Below are 22,157 nucleotides of genomic sequence, written 5' to 3'. Positions count from 1 at the left end.
TATGACAAGATGGATTATTTTTATTGTAGTTTATATACTACTTACAGCTTATGGTTTTCAAGCGATAAAGACCATAACAAAACAAGTTTGGGTTCATTATCTTTTTCTTGCGGTAGCATTAGTAGTCGTAGGAAATTTTATACTTCAATTTACAGTAGTTAGCGAAGGACGTGTTCTAAGTCCTGCAAAAAGTTATGCTTTTGGTTTTCTTTTGACGTTTATGTCATTAAATATAGTCCTAGTTCCAATTCTTTTAGGAGAAGATATTATTAGAGGGGTTTTCGGGTTGTACGATAGGTTTATAGCAAAGCGTGAAGCCTTTTATATTCCTGAGAGAAGAAAGTTTATAAGTCAGATTGGTTTAGGTTTGGCAGCTATTCCTTTCGCTTCGCTGCTTTATGGAATGTACAAAGGAAAGTACAATTTTAGAGTATTGAAGTACACACTTCATTTTGAAGATTTACCAGATGCTTTTGATGGTTATCGAATTACTCAAATTAGTGATATTCATTCAGGGAGTTTTGATAATAAAGAGAAAATAGACTATGCGGTTAACTTGATAAATAAGCAAGAGTCTGATGTGCTTCTTTTCACCGGAGATATGGTGAATAATAAGGCTACGGAAATGTTGCCTTGGAAAGAAACATTTGCCCGTATTAAAGCAGCAGATGGTAAATATTCCGTTTTAGGAAATCATGATTATGGTGATTATGTAGATTGGGATTCTGAAGAAGCAAAAGTTCAAAATCTTGAAGATTTAAAAGCAATTCAAAAAGAGATTGGTTTTGATTTATTGCTAAATGAGCATCGTTATCTCGAAAAAGATGGACAAAAAATTGCTCTTATTGGTGTAGAGAATTGGGGTAAAGGCGGTTTTAAAAAAGCAGGTGATCTAAAGAAAGCATCATCTCAAATACAACCAGACGATTTTAAGGTTTTAATGAGTCACGATCCTAGTCATTGGGATGCAGAAGTATTAGCTCATGATTATCATTATCATTTAACCTTAAGTGGTCATACACATGGTATGCAATTTGGAATTGAAATACCAGGTTGGATAAAGTGGAGTCCTGTAAAATGGCGTTACAAGCAGTGGGCAGGTATATATGAGCAATTAGGTCAATATATAAATGTAAATAGAGGTTTTGGCTATTTGGGCTATCCTGGTCGCGTGGGAATCTGGCCAGAGATTACAGTTATAGAACTTAAAAAAGGAGTAAAAGAAGCATAATTGTTGAGAAATTAGTATTTTTATATTGCTAGTATTGAACTTTCTACGATTTTTCATTGTAAAATTATAGTAGGTTTGTATAGCGCGTTTTATTAAAACAATAACGTATGTCAAAATTTGGGGAATTAATAGATGTCGATATTCCGGTGCTATTAGACTTCTATACGGAAGCAAATGACCAATCTATTGCAATGCATCCTGTTTTAAGAGATGTTGCCGCTGCTCTTGGTGATAAGGCCAAAGTCATTAAGATTGATGTTGATAAAAATAAGGAGCTTGCTGAAGCGCTTCGTGTAAAAGGTTTACCAACATTAATCATTTATAAAAATGGCGAGATGAAATGGCGCCACAGTGGAGAGTATGATCTTAATGCTCTAATTAATGTTATTCAGGAATACGTTTAAATTCAAATCCCTTTTCACTATAATATTCTAAAACTTTAGGTAAGGCATATTTTAAGTTTTTGAATGCTTTTACACTATCGTGAAATATAATTACACTACCACTTTTTGCTGCAGATGTTACATTTCTAAAGCAATTTTCTTCGGTTAGGGATTTGTCCCAATCGTAAGAAATAACTTCCCACATAATGACTTTATAACCTAACTCTAGAATCTTTTTACTCTGTTTGGTTTTGAATTTGCCATAAGGTGGCCTAAACAATTTCTGTTTATTGTTAAGCTTATAATTTTTGATTAGGCTTTCAGTCTTTAAAACATCATTGATATAGTCCTCAGTTTGGTGTTTCCAACCTTTAAGATGATTATACGTGTGGTTGCCCACAGAGTGGCCATGATCAATAACCCGTTGAAAAATTTCAGGGTGTTTTTCAATATTGTTGCCTATACAAAAAAACGTTCCTTTAGCATCATATTGCTTTAAAGTTGAAAGTACCCAATCGGTAATTTCTGGAGTGGGACCATCATCAAACGTTAGGTAGAGTTCTTTGTTTGGAGTATCAATATTCCAGACAAAATTTGGAAATAGTGTTTTTACAAATCCTGGTGTTTTGGCTGGAATAATCTGCATCGTTCTATTCTACAGGAACTAAAGTGTCAATTGTATCTTTAACAGTGTTCATTAAATCAAGCTCTTCGGGAACTTCAGGAAGCTCTTCTTCATCGCTATAGCTGTTCATTAACTCATTAAATAACTCTAAGTAGCTATTGAACTTTTGCGTTTCTTCTTTCGCAAACTCATCGTCATTATAGATTACAAGAATATCAACAAGAGCTCTATAGCGTTGAATATCTAAATAAATATCTTCTCCAACCTTACGTTCTTGGTTTTCGAGAGAAAGACTACTGTAATACACTAAGTTCTCTTGATACTTTTTAGCGACTTTTTTATAAAGATCTCTTCCTTTTTCTACATTACCAATTTCATAGTAAGCACTTATGTATGGTTCTAAGAGCGAGTAAAAACCAAAGGTGTCTACAGGCATTTTTTCCATAGCAAGATCAGCTATGTTTTCGGCTTTGTCTAACTTATCTTCATTGATTAATTGTTCTATTAATCTAGCCAAGTTACCTCTATAGGTTATTCCGTTTCTTCTAGTTTCAATATCGTGGTAAATATCTTCACCACTTCCTCCCCAATTCCAAGACATAACTTTGTCATACATTAGATCTGTATCAACACGTCCCATATCATAAGGGTTAGCTCTATCTACAGGAGTTTTTATAGGTACAAGCTTATAACACATACCATCTAACTGTAAATAGTCTTTTAGCCAAATGTAATCTTCGTCACTAAAAGCACCACCTGTAAAGTAAATAGGGCGTTCCCAATTATTATTGTTAATGATATCTAGCATTAACAAACGGTTTTTATAAATAGTGCTACCTGTAATTCTTGCATAGATGTTGTCTTCAATTTTATCTGCATCTTTAGGTTTTACTATACCATTTTTAAGTACTTCTGCTTTATCAACAGGAATACTCACGTTCTTCGTTGGGAAATAATTAGTGTTCAATAGATTGCTTGGGTAACCGCTAGGGTCTTCACCTCGTCGTTCTACAATATGTTTTAATTTAGTAGTTGGCTTATCACTGGTTATGAAATCCATAAAGTCACTAATACCAAGCGTATCTCTAGCAATTTGTTCATTAATTTCTCTATAAATAATGAAGTCACGAGTTCCATATCTGTATTGTTCGTGTTTTAAAGATGATGGAATAGGGTCACTTTCATAAGCTTTACGTTTCATTTGGTCGATGTACCAATCCGTTTGGAATAAACTAGTATTTATAACACGTACATCAGTACGAACTCCTTCAATTTCTTGTAAATACCATAACGGGAAAGAATCGTTATCGCCAATAGTAAATAGAATGGCGTTTGGCGCACAAGATTCAAGATACTTACGAGCCATAGCGTTGGCTGTATATTTACCAGACCTGTCATGGTCGTCCCAGTTATTAGCTGCTAAAATTCCAGGAACTATAAGAAGACATAATATGCTAACCGCTGGTGCTAATAGTTTAGACTTTATATTAGATCTTAATAAATCATAAATTGCATAGACACCAAAACCAATCCAAATAGCAAAAACATAAAAAGAACCTACAACAGAATAATCACGTTCACGAGGTTCAAAAGGTCTAATGTTGGTATAAAATTGAATAGCAATACCAGTTAATAGGAAAAACACTAATAATACCCAAAAGCGTTTCGCATCAGAATACATAAGGAAAAGGAAACCAACAAGTCCTAGTAATAGAGGTAAGAAATAATAGGTGTTTCTAGCCTTGTTTTCAAGAACATCGGTAGGTAAATTGTCTTGAGACATACCTAAATGTAGTTCATCTATAAATTGTATTCCAGAAATCCAGTTTCCATTAAAGTCATCATACTTTCCTTGTACATCGTTTTGTCTTCCTGTAAAATTCCACATGAAATACCTCCAGTACATATATCCAAATTGATACTGGAACATATACATGGTATTATCAAAAAATGAAGGTTTCTCAACAATAAGATATTGTTGTGCATAACGCCTTAAAAATTGATCATAACCTTCATAATCAATTTCACCATTGGCAACACGCATTCTAAAATCCATTACCATTTCATCCACTCTACGCTTTTCACCAACAGAATATTGTGTAGCTTGTTCTTCTGACAATCCAGCGTTCATAGCTTCACGGTAAGCATAATTTTGAAGATTAGGATCTACTTTAAAATCTATGAGACCTGTAAACATCATATAATTTTCTGCATGTTCGCTACTCCACATTCTTGGAAGTATAGAGGCGTGCTCGTGATTGTAATTCTGTTTACTATCTTTCCAATCGTTTATAATAACATATTCGCCTTTTTCTTCATCTTTTTCGTAGTTCTTTTTGTCGTCTACAAAAGGTTCATTTTCATCTTGACCAGAATATATTTCAGTAAACTGTGGTCCGTAGAATAAATGCGTTTCAGGATATTGCTCAAGGTTATAATATGCTAAAAGTTCTCTAGCATCAGAAGGATCATTTTCGTTGATAATAACATTGGCATTGGCACGTATAGGAAGCATCATCCAAGATGAAAAACCAACAAAAATAAACATGAGGCAGAGTATCAATGTATTGATATGTATCATGCCTTTTTTTCTTGTATAGTTAAGCCCAAAGTAAAAAAGAGCAATAACCATTAATCCTGTTATAATGGTTCCTGAATTGAAAGGCAGACCAACAGAGTTAACAAAGAAAACCTCTAAATATCCAAATAACTTTAAAGTTGATGGAAGTAATAACTTAAAGATAAAAAGTAGAATAGCAGCTGAAACTACGTTTGCTACTATAAAGTTTTTTATTGTTATGGTTTTATAATTTTTGAAATAATAGATGAGTCCAATAGCTGGAATAGTTAAAAGCCCCATGAAGTGAACACCAAAAGAAAGACCAATAACAAAAGCAATTAAAATTAACCAACGATTACCTCTAGGCTTATGCATGTCTTGCTCCCATCTTAAAGCAAGGTAAAACATCACAGACATAATAAGTGTTGCCATGGCATAAACCTCAGTTTCTACAGCATTAAACCAGAAGGAATCTGTAAAGGTAAATGACAGGCTGCCTACTAAAGCACTTCCTAAAATAGCCATAGCTTTACTAGAGCTAGAGTCTTTCTTGTATTTTACAAGTTTCACAAGCAATAGACTAATGGTCCAGAACATAAATAGAATAGTAAAAGCACTGGCTACAGCGCTCATCATATTCAATAACATACCAATCTGAGAAGGTTCTAGAGCAAACATTGAGAAAAATGCTCCAAACATTTGAAATAACGGTGCTCCTGGTGGATGACCAACCTGTAGTTTAGATGAGGTTAAAATATACTCACCAGCATCCCAAAAACTTACTGTTGGCTCAATGGTTAGTGCATATACAGTAAACGCAATAGCGAAAACAAACCATCCTAAAATATTATTCCACTTTTTAAAGTTAAAATCTGTCATGAAAACCTTACTTATTGATGCTGGCGAATTTACTAATAAATACTAAATACCCTAAGTTTTTATGTAAACGTTAAGTATTTTGAATTATTTTTTGATAATTTTTTTGTCCAAGTAAAACTTTGTATTAAATTTGCACCCTCATTTGAGAGATTGGCCTATGGTGTAACTGGCAACACGTCTGGTTTTGGTCCAGAAGAGTCTAGGTTCGAGCCCTAGTAGGCCAACAGAAAAAAATCCTAATCAAAACTGATTAGGATTTTTTGTTTTTAATACATTTTCAAATATTATATTTTAAACGTTATTACAGGTCTTTTAGCATGGTTAACAAGGTCTTCGCTAATACTGCCATTCAGAAAGTGGGCAATACCTTGTCTTCCATGAGTACTGATGCCTATTAAATCGGCATTAATGTCTTTAGAAAAATTAAGGATACCTTGCTCAACACTAACATCGTTATGAACTGTAATAGTGTAGTCACTAAAAGATTGTCCTGAAATAAAGTCGTTTATACGTGTTTTAGCTTCGTAAGTAGTTAAAAAATTATTAGCTGTATTCACCATCAGTAGGTGGATTTTAGAATCAAAAGCTTCTGCAAATTGTATAGCCTGTTTATAGGTTTCTTTGCTGTCATTTAGAAAATCAGAAGCAAACACAAAATCATTAATTTCAAAATTTTCATGTTCGTTCTTTATAACCAAAACAGGAATATCAGATGTACGTACAACTTTTTCTGCATTAGAACCTACAAACATTTCTTTTAGACCTGTTGCACCATGAGAGCCCATAATAATTAGATCTATGTCAAATTCCTTACTAGCATCTTTAATTTCATTAAATGTAATATCGGCTTTAACCGTTTCATGAATAGTAATACCTTCTAAGTAATCACTAGCCATAAGGTTTTCAAATTTTTTATGAGCTAGTTGCATAAAAAACAAGGCTTCAGGGACATCGCTCTGTACACTACCTGGATCTATATGTTGCATGGGGATTTCAAGCATATGTAATAAGTAAATTTCAGCATTATGTTTTTTAGCTAGCATAGCAGCAACCTTTAAGGCATTCTCTGCCTGCTCAGAAAAATCTGTAGGGACTAGTATTTTGTTCATTTGTTTTTATTTAGTATTAGTCTTATAAATTTAAGAAAATAATTCAATTTAGGATTGCTTTGAAAAGCAATATAATTATTGTATATTTGCAGCGAAGTTTACGGAAATGAATACTTGAGGGGACAAAAAAGTCCCCTCTTTTTATACTGAAAAATGTTTAAGAAAAAAGTAGAAGACTTATTACAAAATGCCTTAAATGAAAGAGAAGATCTTTTTCTCATAGATTTCACGGTATCAAATGATAACGCAATTAAAGTTGTTATAGATGGTGATGATGGTGTTTTGGTAGAAGATTGTATCTATGTAAGTAGAGCTATTGAGCACAATATTGATAGAGAAGAAGAGGATTTTTCTTTAGAAGTATTGTCGGCAGGAGCAGCATCTCCACTAACATTGCCTAGACAGTATAAAAAACATGTAGGAAGAGAGCTGGAAGTAAAAACTTCAGAAGACGAAAACATGGAAGGAAAACTTGACGGTGTTGATGAAGAAGGTATAGTGCTAAAGTGGAAAACTAGAGAACCAAAACCAGTAGGTAAAGGAAAAGTAACAGTAACTAAAGAAACAAAAGTTGCTTTCAATAATATTAAAGAAGCAAAAGTTAAAATAAAATTTTAATTCACATCAATTATGGAAAATGTAGCGTTAATTGAATCATTTTCAGAATTTAAGGACGATAAATTAATCGATAGAGTTACGCTGATGGCGATTCTTGAAGATGTATTGCGTAATGCATTAAAGAAAAAGTATGGTGATGATGATAATTTTGATATTATTATAAATCCAGATAAGGGTGATTTAGAAATATGGAGAAACCGTATTGTAGTTGCTGATGGTGAAGTAGAAGATGAAAATCAAGAAATAGAACTTTCTGAAGCTCAAAAAATTGAACCAGATTTTGAAGTTGGTGAAGATGTTGCTGAAGAAGTAAAGCTTATAGACTTAGGTCGTCGTTCAATTTTAGCATTAAGACAAAACTTAATTTCTAAGATTCACGAACACGACAATACTAATATTTACAAGCAGTTTAAAGAGCTTGAAGGTGAAATTTACACAGCAGAAGTACATCACATTCGTCACAGAGCAATTATACTTTTAGACGATGAGGGTAATGAAATCATCCTTCCAAAGGATAAACAAATTCCTTCAGATTTCTTTAGAAAAGGAGAAAATGTAAGAGGAATCATAGAAAGTGTAGAATTAAAAGGGAGCAAGCCGGCAATCATAATGTCGAGAACCTCTCCAATTTTCTTGGAAAAATTATTTGAACAAGAAATACCAGAAGTTTTCGATGGATTAATTACAGTTAAGAAAGTGGTTCGTATTCCAGGTGAAAAGGCCAAAGTAGCTGTAGATTCTTATGATGATAGAATCGATCCAGTTGGTGCTTGTGTTGGTATGAAAGGATCTAGAATTCACGGTATTGTACGTGAGTTAGGAAATGAAAATATTGATGTTATCAACTACACTAATAACATCCAACTTTTTGTAACCAGAGCTTTAAGTCCAGCAAGAGTAACCTCTTTAAAGTTAGACGAAGAAAATATGCGTGCAGAGGTTTTACTAAAGCCAGAAGAAGTATCTAAAGCTATTGGTAGAGGTGGTCACAATATTCGTTTGGCTGGTCAACTTACAGGTTACGAGATAGATGTATTTAGAGAAGGAGCTGAGGAAGATGTAGAATTAAAAGAATTCTCTGATGAGATCGATGAGTGGATCATTGAAGAATTCAGTAAAGCAGGTCTAGATACGGCGAAAAGTATACTAGAGCAAGATGTAGATGATTTGGTGAAGCGTACAGATTTAGAAGAAGAAACAATTTTAGAAGTTATCAGAATTCTTAGGGAAGAATTCGAAGAATAATTACCATTTTAATTATTAAAATGTTATAATAGCATTTTGAGATTGAAGGTAAACTATATTTAAGTTATATTACAGGCAATTTATGGCTCAAACAACAAGATTAAACAAAGTACTAAGGGAATTGAACATTTCAATAGATCGTGCTGTGGATTTTTTAGAATCCAAAGGCATTGAGATTGAAAAAAGCCCTAATACTAAAATTTCGCAAGAGGTTTATAACACGCTATCTGATGAGTTTCAGACGGATGCATCTAAGCGTGAAAAAGCTCAAGAGGTTAGTGAAGCAAAGCTTAAAGAAAAAGAAGAGCTTCGCGAACAGCGTGAACGCGAAATTGAAGCAAAGCAAAAACAAGAAGCTGCTAAGCAACCTGTAGTAAAAGCTAAGGCAGATTTAACTGGTCCAAAACAAGTTGGTAAAATAGACTTGGATAAGCCTAAGGCTAAAGAGGAGAAAAAGGAAGAACCTAAAAAAGTTCAACCTGCTGAAGAGCCAAAAGCTAAAGAAGAGCCAAAGGTTAAAGAGGAACCAAAAGTTAAAGAAGAGCCAAAAGAAACTCCAAAGGTTACTAAGGAAGAGCCGAAACCAGAGAAACCAAAAGAAACTCCAAAGGTTACTAAAGAAGAAAAGCCAAAAGAGCAACCTAAAAAAGAAGAAGCAAAACCTTCAGAGCCTGTTGAAGAAACGCTTAAAACTCAGTATAAAAAGCTGACAGGACCTGTTACTACAGGTCAAAAAATAGATCTTTCTCAATTCAATAAACCGAAAAAGAAGAAAGAAGATAACAAACAACAAAACACTTCTAACGATAAAAATAAACGCAAGAGACGTCGTATCAGCAAAGGCGGAAATGACAGCGGAGGTGGAAAACCTAATTTCGATAATAGAAGAGGAAATAATAGAGGACGAGGTAATAATTCCAGACCTAAAGTGGTTAAGGAAGAGCCAAGTGAAGAAGAAGTACAAAAGCAAATCCGTGAGACTTTAGAAAAACTTCAAGGAAAGTCTAATAAAGGTAAGGGAGCTAAGTATCGTAGAGAAAAAAGAGATCAGCATAGAGAGCAATCTGAAAAAGAACTTCAAGCTGAAGCAGCAGAAAGTAAAACACTTAAAGTTACAGAATTTGTAACAGTAAGTGAGGTTGCAACTATGATGGATGTTGGTGTAACGCAAGTAATTTCAGCATGTATGTCTTTAGGTATGATGGTTACCATGAACCAAAGATTAGATGCGGAGACCTTATCTATCGTTGCAGAAGAGTTCGGTTATGATGTAGAATTTGTAACTGCAGATATTGAAGAATCTTTTGAAGTTAGTGAAGATAGTCCTGAGGATTTAGAACCTCGTGCACCAATCGTAACAGTTATGGGTCACGTTGACCATGGTAAAACATCGTTACTAGATTACATTCGCGAAGAGAATGTAATTGCAGGTGAGTCGGGTGGAATTACTCAGCATATTGGTGCTTATGGTGTAGAATTAGATAATGGACAAAAAATAGCGTTCTTAGATACACCAGGTCACGAGGCCTTTACAGCAATGCGTGCTCGTGGTGCTCAGGTTACAGATATAGCTATTATTGTTGTGGCAGCTGATGATGCCATAATGCCACAAACAAAAGAAGCTATTGCCCATGCTCAAGCAGCAGGTGTTCCAATAGTATTTGCTATCAATAAAATTGATAAACAAGGTGCTAATCCAGATAAAGTAAAAGAAGGTTTAGCTAATATGAATTTATTGGTAGAAGATTGGGGTGGAAAAATCCAGTCGCATGACATTTCTGCTAAATTCGGTACAGGGGTAAAAGAATTACTTGAAAAAGTACTTTTAGAAGCTGAATTATTAGAATTAAAAGCTAACCCGAATAAACGAGCTAATGGAACCGTAGTAGAAGCTTTCTTAGATAAAGGACGTGGATATGTTTCAACAATCCTAGTGCAAGCAGGTACGCTTAGAGTTGGAGATTATGTATTAGCTGGTAAGAATAGTGGTAAGGTTAAAGCAATGCACGATGAACGTGGTAATGATATTGTTGAAGCAGGTCCATCAACACCAGTGTCTATATTAGGTTTAGATGGTGCACCTCAAGCAGGTGATAAGTTCAACGTATTTGAAGATGAACGTGAAGCGAAACAAATTGCAGCTAAGCGTACCCAATTACAACGTGAGCAATCTGTGAGAACACAACGTCATATTACCCTTGACGAAATCGGTAGACGTATTGCTTTAGGTGACTTCCAAGAGTTAAATATTATCCTTAAAGGTGATGTGGATGGTTCTGTAGAAGCACTTACAGACTCGTTCCAAAAACTATCAACAGAAGAGATTCAAGTAAACATTATACATAAAGGAGTTGGTGCTATTACCGAAAGTGATGTGTTATTAGCTTCGGCTTCTGATGCGATTATTGTTGGATTTAATGTTCGTCCTGTTGGAAATGCAAGACAAACAGCAGATCAGGAAGAAATAGATATTAGAACTTACTCGATTATCTATGATGCTATCAATGACCTGAAAGATGCAATGGAAGGTATGTTGTCACCAGAATTGAAAGAAGAGGTTACAGGTACTGCCGAAATTAGAGAAACATTCAAGATTTCTAAAATCGGAACTATTGCAGGATGTATGGTAACAAACGGTAAAATATATAGAAATTCTGGAATCAGAATTATTAGAGATGGTGTTGTAGTTTACACTGGTGAGTTATCATCATTAAAACGTTTCAAAGACGACGTTAAAGAAGTTTCTAAAGGATATGATTGTGGTATGCAAGTTAAAAACTATAATGATATTGCTGTAGGTGATGTCTTAGAAGCATTCCAAGAAGTAGAAGTAAAGAAGAAATTAAAGTAATTTACAACTTCAATAAAATAAAAAAGCGACCAATTTTGGTCGCTTTTTTTATTTTAGACTAATCGTTAATCACGTTTTTAGTTATCAGTTTTAGGCTTAAGAATAATGGCTTTCATATATTCTTTTTTAATTTTTGCCCAAGCTCTGTCAGCTTCTAATCTAGAAGCAAAATTACCAACCCAAATTTTGTAGTTTGGGGTATTCCATACAATTTCTACAGGCCATTCGTCAAAAGCTTCTAGAAATTCACTTTTAATACTTTCTGCTTTATCCGGATCGTTGCTCTGATCAATCTGAATTTTAAAAATTTCAGCAGAAGTCTTTACGTCTTTTTTGTATTCTAATAGCTTATCAATGTCACTATCTTGAGAAATTTTAACGGTTCCTTCTTGAGCGTTTAATGCAAAAGAGAAAATGGTCATTAAAAATATGAGGCTTAAATATTTGGCTTTAAATGTCATAATTCAGTGTTTAATGCAAAGATATAGTATTCAACGAAAATGGTTTTAAAATGTTATTTAGAATCGATATAAATTGATTATTATCGTATATCTTAGATTTCCAAAATCCACTTTAAATGTTACTTTTGCAAGAGTTTTTATAAACATGTTTTGTTCTCAAAAAGAATGAAAAAATCGTACCAAAGTTTAGAAGATAATTCAACTAACAATATGAAACAGGTGATCTACCGTAATTTAACCTCTAAGATTCTTCATCTCGGTTTTATTTTATTACTTACGTTTTCAACATCACTTTACGCTCAGGATGGTGATCCAGCAAATGGAAAATCGTTATTCAATACCAATTGTGCTGCTTGTCACAAATTAGATAAGCCAATGACTGGTCCTGCTCTACGTAATGTTGAAGCAAGACTTAGTGAAGAGCAAGGTTTGGATAGAGCTTGGCTTAATGCTTGGATTCGTAACAGTGCTGCTGTTATAAAATCTGGTGATGCTTATGCAAACAAGATTTTTAACGAGTACAACCAAACAGCTATGACGGCTTTTCCAACGTTATCTGATCAAGATATTTCGGATATATTAGCTTACACAGCTGCGCTACCTCCTACAGTAGACGAGGGAGGGGCTAAGGAAGTGGTTCAGGTTGAGTCAGGTGTTTCAAATGATTTAATTCTTGGTGCTTTAGCATTGTTGTTTGCTTTATTGGCAATGGCGTTGGTTTTAGTAAATCGTACTTTAAATCGTTTTGCTGAAGCGAAAGGAATTGATGTTGTTGCGGAAACAAAACGTAAACCGCTTTGGAAAGCATTTGTTGAAAATCAGTTCTTAATATTGGTAACAGCAATATTCTTCCTGTTGGCAAGTGCGTATTTTGTATATGGATATTTTATGCAAGTTGGTGTAGATCAAGGATACGAACCTGTACAGCCTATACATTACTCACATAGAATTCACGCAGGTGATAACGGTATCGATTGTAAGTACTGTCACTCTTCTGCTCGTGTTAGTAAAACTTCAGGTATACCATCATTAAATGTATGTATGAACTGTCATAAATCTATTTCAGAAGTTGCGCCAGAAACTTTGGCGGAAGGAAAAGATTATGGTGTAGATTACAATGCTGAAATTCAGAAATTATATGATGCAGTAGGTTGGGATGGTACTGGTTATACTGGTGACTCTAAGCCAGTAAAATGGATAAGAATTCATAATCTTCCGGATTTTGCATATTTCAATCATTCTCAGCACGTTTCTGTAGCTGGTATAGAGTGTCAGACTTGTCACGGTCCAGTAGAAGAAATGGAAATTATGTCTCAACACGCTCCATTAACGATGGGCTGGTGTATTAACTGTCACAGAGAGACAAATGTAAAAGTACAGGATAACGAATACTATACTAAGATTCATGAAGAATTATCTAAAAAGTATGGTGTGGATCAGTTAACCGCGGCACAGATGGGTGGACTTGAGTGTGGTAAGTGTCATTATTAATAAAAATTAAGAAGTAATTCAGAATTATATGTCATCAAACAAGAAATACTGGAAAAGTGTTGAAGAGCTAAACGAAAATAGCTCTATTGTTGAGACGCTTAGACAAAACGAATTTGTGGAAGAAATTCCAACAGATGAATTTTTAGGAGACAAAGAATCTCTAGAGTCTTCATCTACAACGCGTCGTGATTTCTTAAAGTACGTTGGTTTTAGTACAGCAGCAGCTTCATTGGCTGCCTGTGAAGGACCAGTTGTTAAATCTATTCCTTATGTAGTTCAGCCTACGGAAATTATTCCTGGTGTTGCTAACTACTATGCTACTACTATTGCTGATGGATATGATTTTGCTAGTGTTTTAGTAAAGACAAGAGAAGGAAGACCTATTAAAATCGAAAACAATACGGATGCTGCTACTAATGGTATGGCAAACGCTAGAGTTAATGCTTCGGTTTTAGGGTTGTATGATAATCTAAGAGTGAAAGCTCCAATGAAAGGCGGAAGCAAAATTTCTTGGGAAACTTTCATGTCTGAAACGACTTCTAAATTAAATGGATTAAGTGATGGAAAGGCAATTGTGTTTTTAACACAAACAATGCCTAGCCCATCTACAAATAAATTAATTGCTGAGTTTGCTCAAAAATTTGGCAATGTGCGTCATGTAACTTATGATGCAGTTTCAGAATCAGCAACTTTAGATGCTTATCAAGCTAAATATGGTTCTAGAGGAATGGCAAACTACGATTTCTCTAAAGCTAAAACTATTATTTCTGTTGGTGCTGATTTTATTGGTGATTGGCAAGGTGGAGGATTTGAGTCTGCTTATGCTAAAAACCGTATTCCTGAGAATGGTAAAATGTCTAGACACATTCAGTTTGAGTCTAACATGACACTATCAGGTGCTAATGCAGATAAACGTGTGCCTTTAACACCAAGTCAACAAAAATTAGCTTTAGCTAAATTATATAGCTTAGTTGTTGGTGGTGCTGTTTCAGTAGATTTACCTGAAAACGTTGCAAAAGCAGTTCAGTCTGCTGCAAGCGAAATTTCAAAAGCTGGAAGTAACGCAGTAGTTGTTACTGGTATTCAAGATGTAAATGCTCAAACTGTGGCATTAGAAATCAATGAGTACTTAAATAGTAAGGCTTTTGATCCTAAGACTACGGTTAAAACAAGACAAGGTAGCGATAAAGCAGTAACACAACTTGTTGCTGATATGAAAGCTGGTAAAGTTGGTGCTGTTATTATGAACGGTGTTAACCCAATGTATACATTACCAAATGCTGTTGATTTTGCAGAAGGTCTTGATAAAACGGATTTATCTGTTGCATTTTCTATGAAAGAAGATGAGACATCAACAAAATGTGATTATATCGCTGCTGCTCCACACTACTTAGAGTCTTGGGGAGATTTTGAGCTGAAGTCTGGTCATTTTTCAATGATGCAACCAACAATCCGTCCTTTGTTTGATACAAAACAGTTTCAAGAAGTGTTAATGGCTTGGACAGGAAACACAGGAACTTATAGAGATTATATAAAAACATATTGGACTAGCAGTGTCCTTGGAGGAGCATCTTTCAACAAGGCAGTTCAAGATGGTATTTTTGTAGCAGGTGGTTCAGTAAATGGATCAGCTACTATAGAAAGTACAGAGACAACATTAAAAGATAAAAAGGATAGAACTTTTGTAGGTGGAATTATTCATGATGTAGCTGTAGGTGTTGGTATTAAAGAAGAAGATAAAGATGAGTACGAAACTACAACAACAACTACAACAGTAAATACTGGTGATGAGGCTTCTGCAACATTATCTGGTGGTGCTGCCGCTAGAGCATTAGCTAGCTCTACTTCATCAAATGCTATGGAATTATCACTTTATACTAAAACAGGTATGGGTGATGGTCAACAAGCAAATAACCCTTGGTTACAAGAGTTTCCAGATCCTATTACAAGAACTACTTGGGATAACTACGTTACAGTATCTAAAGCTGACGCTAAAGGATTAGGTCTAGAAAACTGGAATGTAGCTAATGGTGGATTAAACGGTAGCTATGCTGATGTAACTGTAAATGGTGTTACAGTTTCTAAAGTGCCAGTTATCATTCAACCAGGACAAGCAAAAGGTTCTGTAGGATTATCATTAGGTTACGGTAGAGATGGAAAAGGTCTTAAAGATGAAATGAAGACAGGTGTAAATGCCTACCCATTATACCAAAACTTTAATAATGTACAAGAAGTAAGCATAAGCAAGGCTGCTGGAGAGCATGAGTTTGCTTGTGTGCAATTACATAATACCTTAATGGGTCGTGGTGATATCATCAAAGAAACGACTTTAGAGGTATTCAATACAAAAGATAAACATTATTGGAATGCCGTTCCTGAAGTTTCTTTAAATCATGTTGAAACTCCAGTAACATCTCCAGATGTTGATTTATGGGATGAGTTTGATCGTTCAGTTGGTCACCATTTCAACTTATCAATAGATTTAAATGCTTGTACAGGTTGTGGTGCATGTGTTATTGCATGTCACGCAGAAAATAATGTACCAGTAGTTGGTAAGTCTGAAATGAGACGTAGTAGAGATATGCACTGGTTGCGTATCGATAGATATTATTCTTCAGAAGAGTCTTTTGAAGGTGATAACGAAAAGAAAGACAATATTTCTGGTTTAGGTAGTTCATTGAGTGAGTTTGGTGAGATGGAACATCCAGCAGATAATCCTCAAGTAGCTTTCCAACCTGTAATGTGTCAGCACTGTAACCACGCGCCTTGTGAAACAGTTTGTCCTGTAGCGGCAACGTCTCACGGTCGTCAAGGTCAAAACCATATGGCTTACAACAGATGTGTTGGTACACGTTACTGTGCTAACAACTGTCCTTACAAAGTGCGTCGTTTTAACTGGTTCTTATATGCTCAAAATGATGAGTTTGATTACTATATGAACGATGACTTAGGAAGAATGGTATTAAACCCAGACGTTACTGTACGTTCTCGTGGTGTGATGGAAAAATGTTCTTTCTGTATCCAAAAGACTCAGAAAACTATTTTAGATGCTAAGCGTGAAGGAAGACCAGTTAAAGATGGTGAATTCCAAACAGCTTGTTCTGCGGCTTGTGGTAATGGAGCTATGATTTTTGGTGATGTAAACGACAAGGAGAGCAAAATAGCAGAATTAAAAGACGATAAAAGAGCATATCACCTATTAGAGCACGTTGGTGTAAAACCAAATGTGGTTTATCAAACTAAGGTGAGAAACATAGCAAAAGAAGCATAAATAAAAATTAAAGAAACACGTATATAATTATGGCGTCTCATTACGAAGCACCTATTAGAAGACCTTTAGTTACTGGCGAGAAATCGTATCACGATGTTACTGTAGATGTAGCAAGACCAGTAGAAGGCAAAGCCAACAAAGCATGGTGGATTGTTTTCGGTATATCTTTGGTCGCATTCCTTTGGGGAATAGGTTGTATTATTTATACCGTATCAACAGGTATTGGAGTTTGGGGTCTTAACAAGACTGTAAACTGGGCTTGGGATATTACTAACTTCGTTTGGTGGGTTGGTATTGGTCACGCAGGAACGCTGATTTCGGCAGTACTTTTATTATTCCGTCAAAAATGGAGAATGGCAATTAACCGTTCTGCAGAAGCTATGACAATATTCTCTGTTGTTCAGGCAGGTTTATTCCCAATTATTCACATGGGTCGTCCATGGTTAGCTTACTGGGTATTACCAATTCCTAACCAATTTGGTTCGTTATGGGTTAACTTTAACTCACCATTACTTTGGGACGTATTCGCGATTTCAACTTATTTATCTGTATCATTAGTATTCTGGTGGACAGGTTTATTACCAGATTTTGCAATGCTTAGAGATAGAGCTATTAGACCTTTCCAAAAGAAAATTTATTCTTTAATAAGCTTTGGTTGGTCTGGTAGAGCAAAAGATTGGCAACGTTTTGAGGAGGTATCATTGGTACTTGCAGGTTTAGCAACACCACTTGTACTTTCTGTACATACTATTGTATCGTTTGACTTCGCAACATCAGTAATTCCAGGTTGGCATACTACGATTTTTCCACCTTACTTCGTTGCAGGTGCGATTTTCTCAGGATTCGCTATGGTAAATACGCTTCTTATTATTATGAGAAAAGTATGTAACCTTGAAGATTATATTACAGTACAACACATCGAGTTAATGAACATTGTAATCATGATTACAGGTTCAATCGTAGGTGTGGCTTATATCACTGAGTTATTTATTGCTTGGTACTCTGGTGTAGAGTACGAACAATATGCATTCTTAAACAGAGCAACCGGTCCTTACTGGTGGGCATATTGGGCAATGATGACTTGTAACGTGTTCTCTCCACAGTTTATGTGGTTCAAGAAACTTAGAACAAGTATTATGTTCTCGTTCTTTATATCTATTGTGGTAAACATAGGTATGTGGTTTGAGCGTTTCGTTATCATCGTTACATCATTACACAGAGATTACTTACCATCATCTTGGACAATGTTCTCTCCAACGTTTGTTGATATTGGAATTTTCATCGGAACAATAGGATTCTTCTTTGTATTATTCTTATTATATTCTAGAACATTCCCAGTAATTGCACAAGCCGAGGTAAAAACAATATTAAAGTCTTCAGGTGAGCGTTACAAGAGAATCAGAGAGAGTGGTGAGAGTTTAGTAGGTACTGGAGCAGATGAAAGAACATCAAACTTTAAATTACCAGAAGAAACTACAGCTTCTAAGCCTACTCAAGATGATGCTGAGAAACTAAGTAATTTACTAGAAGGCATAGGAAGATTCGATCCATCTGTTCAGACTGCGGATGATTTAAAAGTTATTAATGGTATAGGTCCAAAAATGGAAGAAGCACTTAATAACCTAGGAATTTATACTTATGCTCAGGTGAGCAAAATGACAAAAAGAGAATACGACTTGTTAGATGAAATCACTGGTTCTTTCCCAGGAAGAGCAGAGCGTGATGATTGGTCTGGACAAGCTAAAAATTTATTAAACAACTAATATAGTCTATGGAAGCTTCAAAAGTAATTCATGCTATTTATACTGATGATGACGTATTAATGTCAGCTGTTAAAAAGGTTAAGGCAGAAAAGCATCACATCGAAGAAATATACACACCATTTCCAGTTCACGGACTAGACAAGGCAATGGGTCTAGCGCCAACACGTTTAGCAATTACAGCATTTTTATATGGATGTGTAGGTTTATCTGTAGCTATAACAATGATGAACTTTATAATGATTAAAGATTGGCCACAAGATATAGGTGGTAAACCAAGCTTTAGTTATTTAGAAAACATGCCAGCATTTGTACCTATCATGTTTGAGTTAACGGTATTTTTCGCAGCGCATTTAATGGTAATAACGTTTTATTTAAGAAGTAGAATGTGGCCATTTAAGAAAGCTGAAAACCCAGATCCAAGAACAACTGATGACCATTTCTTAATGGAAATAGCAATTCATGATAACGAAAACGAATTGACTGATTTATTAAAAGAAACAGGTGCTGTTGAAATTAATATTATTGATAAAGACGAAGATGCACATTAATATGAAGACATCCTTAAAATATATCGTAGTACTAGTAATGTTGGTAAGTATAGTGTCTTGCCAAAAGAATTCGAGACCAAACTACCAATACATGCCAAACATGTATCAGTCTGTTGGTTATGAAACTTACCAAGAATCGGATGCATTCAATAATGGTAAAGAAGGTCAATTACCTGCTTTAGGTTCTATTCCTAGAGGTGATTTTATGCCTTACGAAATAGATAACACTAACGAAGGTTACGAATTAGCAAAAACTACACTAAAGAATCCTTTAGCACCAGCTATTCCATTAAATATGGTAGATTCTGTTGAAGTAGATCCTAATGTACCAAGAGTAGATTATACTGTTGGTGGTCCTCTTTACACTATCTATTGTGGTATTTGTCACGGTACAAAAGGTGATGGTAAAGGAAAGTTAGTACAACGTGAAAAAATATTAGGTGTACCAGCTTACAATGATGCTGGTAGAGCAATTACCGAAGGAAGTATTTACCATGTTATTTACTATGGTAAAAACACAATGGGTTCTTATGCTAACCAATTGAACGAAGAAGAACGTTGGCAAGTAGTTGCTTATGTTGAAAAACTAAAAGCAGATTTAAATAAATAAGATTTAGATAAAGATTTTATAAATGGAATATCAAATTTCAAGTCGATTAAAATTAGCTGCTATCATTATGGTAGTCTTAGGATTACTAGGTATAGCATATGGTTTTTATGATTCTAAAAGCTATACCGAAGAAAATATTGCTGAACGTCTAGCTGATGAATCTCATCATGGAGGTCATGGTGATGCTCATGCTACAGATGTACATTCAGAAGCAGAAGCAATGCATGATACTCATGCTGAAATGACTCATGGTGAAGATGTACATGGGGATGAGGCTCATGCTGAAGAAGGTCATGAAATGTCTCATGAAGAGCATGCTTTACACCAAATTCATAATAGACCTTATGCAGCACTCTATGTTGCAGCATTCTTTTTCTTTATGATTGCTTTAGGTGTGTTAGCATTTTATGGTATTCAATATGCAGCTCAGGCAGGTTGGTCTCCAGTACTGTTTAGAGTGATGGAAGGAATTACAGCTTATGTATTGCCTGGTGGTATTTTAGTGCTATTAGTAGCTTTCGTAGCAGGAGATCATATCTTTATTTGGATGGATCAAGATGTTGTTGCTCATGATGCTTTAATTCAAGGAAAAGCAGGCTGGTTAAATAAATTTGGATTCTTTATTAGAGGCATCATCTTTTTAGCTGGTTGGTCTACATACAGAATCTTCTCTCGTAAGTTTTCAGTAGCACAGGATAATGCTAACGATAACAGAAACTTTAAAAAGAACTTCAGAATATCTGCAGCATTCTTAGTATTCTATATCTATACAGAATCTATGATGTCTTGGGACTGGATTATGAGTGTAGATCCTCACTGGTTTAGTACATTATTTGGATGGTACGTTTTCGCAAGTATGTTCGTGAGTGGTATCACAGTAATTGCTTTAATCACTATCTATCTTAAATCAAAAGGTCTTTTAGAATTTGTAAATGATAGCCACATTCATGATTTAGCTAAATTCATGTTTGGTATCAGTATTTTCTGGACGTATCTATGGTTCTCTCAATTCATGTTAATATGGTACTCTAACATACCAGAAGAAGTAACTTACTTCGTAACACGTATTGAAGATTATAAATTACCATTCTTTGGTATGGTAGCTATGAATTTCATTTTCCCATTATTGTTATTAATGAATAGTGATTACAAACGTATTCCATGGTTTGTTGTTATGGCAGGTATCGTAATTCTTTGTGGACACTATTTAGATATCTTTAATATGATTATGCCAGCAACGGTTGGTGACAGATGGTTTATAGGAATTCCAGAGATAGGATCAATATTATTATTTGCAGGTATATTCTTGTTTGTTGTATTCACAGCTTTAGGCAAGTATCCACTGTTAGCAAAAGGAAACCCATTTATTAAGGAAAGTGAACACTTCCATTATTAATTTTTAAATAAGAACAGAAACGATAATGACTGCTTTATTAACAATTATAATTGTACTCTTTGTAGCTATTGCCATATGGCAAATGGTTAAGATTTTCGATTTAGCTCAAGTTGGTTCATCTAACTCACAAGTTGCAGATGATAAAGACAACAGAGTTAATGGGTATTTAATGATGGGATTCTTGGTGTTTATCTATGCCATTACTATAATCTGTTTTTGGTATATAGGTGACTTACCTTTATTATCTAATGCTGCATCAGAGCATGGATCTAATATTGATAACTTAATGATTATTTCATTAGTTATTATATTCATTGTTCAAACTATCACCCAATTCTTACTACACTATTTCGCTTTTAAATACAAAGGCGAAAAAGGAAGAAAAGCATTATTCTATGCTGATAACAATACACTAGAGTTTATCTGGACGGTTATACCAGTAATAACCTTAGCTGGTTTAATCATCTATGGATTATTCACTTGGAATGATATTATGAATATCGACGAAGATGAAGATCCTATGGTAGTTGAACTTTATGCACAACAATTTAACTGGAAAGCTAGATATAGTGGTGAAGACAACGTATTAGGTCAAGCAAATGTTAGATTAATTGACTTAGATAGAGCCAACATACTTGGTGTTGATGAAGACGACCCAAATGCACAAGATGATGTTATTGTAACTGAATTACACTTACCAGTTGGTAAGCCTGTTTTATTCAAAATGAGATCTCAAGATGTATTACACTCGGCTTACATGCCTCACTTTAGAGCTCAAATGAACTGTGTTCCTGGTATGGTAACTCAATTTGGCTTTACTCCAACGGTAACTACTGCAGAGATGCGTCAGAATCCAGATATTCAGGATAAAGTAAAAAACATTAACGAGTTAAGAATAGCAAATCAAGCAGAGATTGAAGAACGTGGTCAGGATTTAGCTTACGAGTTTGATTACCTATTATTATGTAATAAAATTTGTGGTAAATCACACTACAATATGCAGATGAAGATTATTGTAGAAACACAAGAAGAGTTTGATGCTTGGATGAAAGAGCAAAAAACATTTGCTAACTCATTAAATTAATTACAAATCATTTTAAGAAATAGATAAAGAGA

At 34.8% G+C, this 22,157-nt stretch carries 16 protein-coding genes and 1 tRNA gene; 13 read left to right on the top strand and 4 right to left on the bottom strand.

Going from position 1 to position 22,157, the window contains the following annotated elements; all coding sequences use genetic code 11:
* Window position 1 precedes the first annotated feature (1 nt).
* Both AC2H4K_RS05825 and AC2H4K_RS05820 read left to right on the top strand, forming a co-directional pair.
* Window positions 2-1,231 (top strand): metallophosphoesterase, encoded by a 1,230-nt coding sequence (locus AC2H4K_RS05825; RefSeq protein ID WP_281140331.1) that lies wholly within the window; start codon window positions 2-4, stop codon window positions 1,229-1,231.
* 107 nt (window positions 1,232-1,338) lie between these two features.
* On the top strand, window positions 1,339-1,635 hold the full coding sequence (locus AC2H4K_RS05820; protein ID WP_281140330.1) for a thioredoxin family protein: 297 nt from the start codon (window positions 1,339-1,341) through the stop codon (window positions 1,633-1,635).
* On the opposite strand, the gene AC2H4K_RS05815 is transcribed toward AC2H4K_RS05820, so the two are convergent.
* Together AC2H4K_RS05815 and AC2H4K_RS05810 are read right to left on the bottom strand one after the other, a co-directional pair.
* The gene (locus AC2H4K_RS05815; protein WP_281140329.1) at window positions 1,616-2,260 is read right to left on the bottom strand and encodes a polysaccharide deacetylase family protein; all 645 of its coding nucleotides are present in this window, start codon (window positions 2,258-2,260) and stop codon (window positions 1,616-1,618) included. The two genes, AC2H4K_RS05820 and AC2H4K_RS05815, sit on opposite strands and share 20 nt — an antisense overlap.
* A 4-nt stretch (window positions 2,261-2,264) precedes the next feature.
* The gene (locus tag AC2H4K_RS05810) at window positions 2,265-5,678 is read right to left on the bottom strand and encodes a glycosyltransferase family 117 protein (protein WP_281140328.1); all 3,414 of its coding nucleotides are present in this window, start codon (window positions 5,676-5,678) and stop codon (window positions 2,265-2,267) included.
* A gap of 151 nt (window positions 5,679-5,829) precedes the next feature.
* Here AC2H4K_RS05810 and AC2H4K_RS05805 point away from each other — a divergent pair.
* Window positions 5,830-5,902: transfer RNA gene (locus tag AC2H4K_RS05805), tRNA-Gln, on the top strand.
* Between the two features lie 60 nt (window positions 5,903-5,962).
* On the opposite strand, the gene AC2H4K_RS05800 is transcribed toward AC2H4K_RS05805, so the two are convergent.
* Complete coding sequence (locus AC2H4K_RS05800; RefSeq protein WP_281140327.1) at window positions 5,963-6,787, bottom strand: universal stress protein; 825 nt, start codon at window positions 6,785-6,787, stop codon at window positions 5,963-5,965.
* A 153-nt stretch (window positions 6,788-6,940) separates the two neighbouring features.
* On the opposite strand from AC2H4K_RS05800, the gene rimP reads away from it, so the two are divergent.
* The 3 genes from rimP to infB all read left to right on the top strand — a co-directional run bounded on the left by rimP (window position 6,941) and on the right by infB (window position 11,501).
* Complete coding sequence (gene rimP / locus AC2H4K_RS05795) at window positions 6,941-7,405, top strand: ribosome assembly cofactor RimP (protein WP_493742972.1); 465 nt, start codon at window positions 6,941-6,943, stop codon at window positions 7,403-7,405.
* 12 nt (window positions 7,406-7,417) lie between these two features.
* The gene (gene nusA / locus AC2H4K_RS05790; protein ID WP_281140325.1) at window positions 7,418-8,650 is read left to right on the top strand and encodes a transcription termination factor NusA; all 1,233 of its coding nucleotides are present in this window, start codon (window positions 7,418-7,420) and stop codon (window positions 8,648-8,650) included.
* An 82-nt stretch (window positions 8,651-8,732) separates the two neighbouring features.
* Complete coding sequence (infB, locus tag AC2H4K_RS05785; RefSeq protein WP_493742971.1) at window positions 8,733-11,501, top strand: translation initiation factor IF-2; 2,769 nt, start codon at window positions 8,733-8,735, stop codon at window positions 11,499-11,501.
* 77 nt (window positions 11,502-11,578) lie between these two features.
* Here the strand turns inward: infB and AC2H4K_RS05780 are convergent, their stop codons facing one another.
* A complete protein-coding gene (locus AC2H4K_RS05780; RefSeq protein ID WP_281140323.1) occupies window positions 11,579-11,962 on the bottom strand; it encodes an SPOR domain-containing protein in 384 nt (127 codons plus the stop codon).
* Between the two features lie 210 nt (window positions 11,963-12,172).
* Here AC2H4K_RS05780 and AC2H4K_RS05775 point away from each other — a divergent pair, with 210 nt between their 5' ends.
* From AC2H4K_RS05775 to AC2H4K_RS05745, 7 genes are read left to right on the top strand one after another with little or no spacing between them, the layout of a single operon-like run.
* Window positions 12,173-13,453, top strand: coding sequence for a c-type cytochrome (locus AC2H4K_RS05775; RefSeq protein ID WP_493743065.1), 1,281 nt, complete (start codon window positions 12,173-12,175; stop codon window positions 13,451-13,453).
* A gap of 28 nt (window positions 13,454-13,481) precedes the next feature.
* A complete protein-coding gene (locus AC2H4K_RS05770) occupies window positions 13,482-16,724 on the top strand; it encodes a TAT-variant-translocated molybdopterin oxidoreductase (protein ID WP_493742970.1) in 3,243 nt (1,080 codons plus the stop codon).
* A 29-nt stretch (window positions 16,725-16,753) separates the two neighbouring features.
* Window positions 16,754-18,487 (top strand): helix-hairpin-helix domain-containing protein, encoded by a 1,734-nt coding sequence (locus tag AC2H4K_RS05765; protein ID WP_281140321.1) that lies wholly within the window; start codon window positions 16,754-16,756, stop codon window positions 18,485-18,487.
* Window positions 18,488-18,495: 8 nt separating this feature from the next.
* The gene (locus AC2H4K_RS05760) at window positions 18,496-19,035 is read left to right on the top strand and encodes a DUF3341 domain-containing protein (RefSeq protein WP_281140320.1); all 540 of its coding nucleotides are present in this window, start codon (window positions 18,496-18,498) and stop codon (window positions 19,033-19,035) included.
* Window position 19,036: 1 nt separating this feature from the next.
* Window positions 19,037-19,645 (top strand): c-type cytochrome, encoded by a 609-nt coding sequence (locus AC2H4K_RS05755; protein ID WP_281140319.1) that lies wholly within the window; start codon window positions 19,037-19,039, stop codon window positions 19,643-19,645.
* A 22-nt stretch (window positions 19,646-19,667) separates the two neighbouring features.
* Window positions 19,668-21,041, top strand: coding sequence for a quinol:cytochrome C oxidoreductase (locus AC2H4K_RS05750; protein ID WP_281140318.1), 1,374 nt, complete (start codon window positions 19,668-19,670; stop codon window positions 21,039-21,041).
* 25 nt (window positions 21,042-21,066) lie between these two features.
* A complete protein-coding gene (locus AC2H4K_RS05745; RefSeq protein WP_281140317.1) occupies window positions 21,067-22,125 on the top strand; it encodes a cytochrome c oxidase subunit II in 1,059 nt (352 codons plus the stop codon).
* The last annotated feature ends 32 nt before the right edge of the window (window positions 22,126-22,157 follow it).

The organism is Winogradskyella sp. 266wxhm (genome assembly GCF_058964685.1).
The sequence above is the reverse complement of the archived record's forward strand: the minus strand, read 5'-3'. Positions and strand labels throughout refer to the sequence as shown.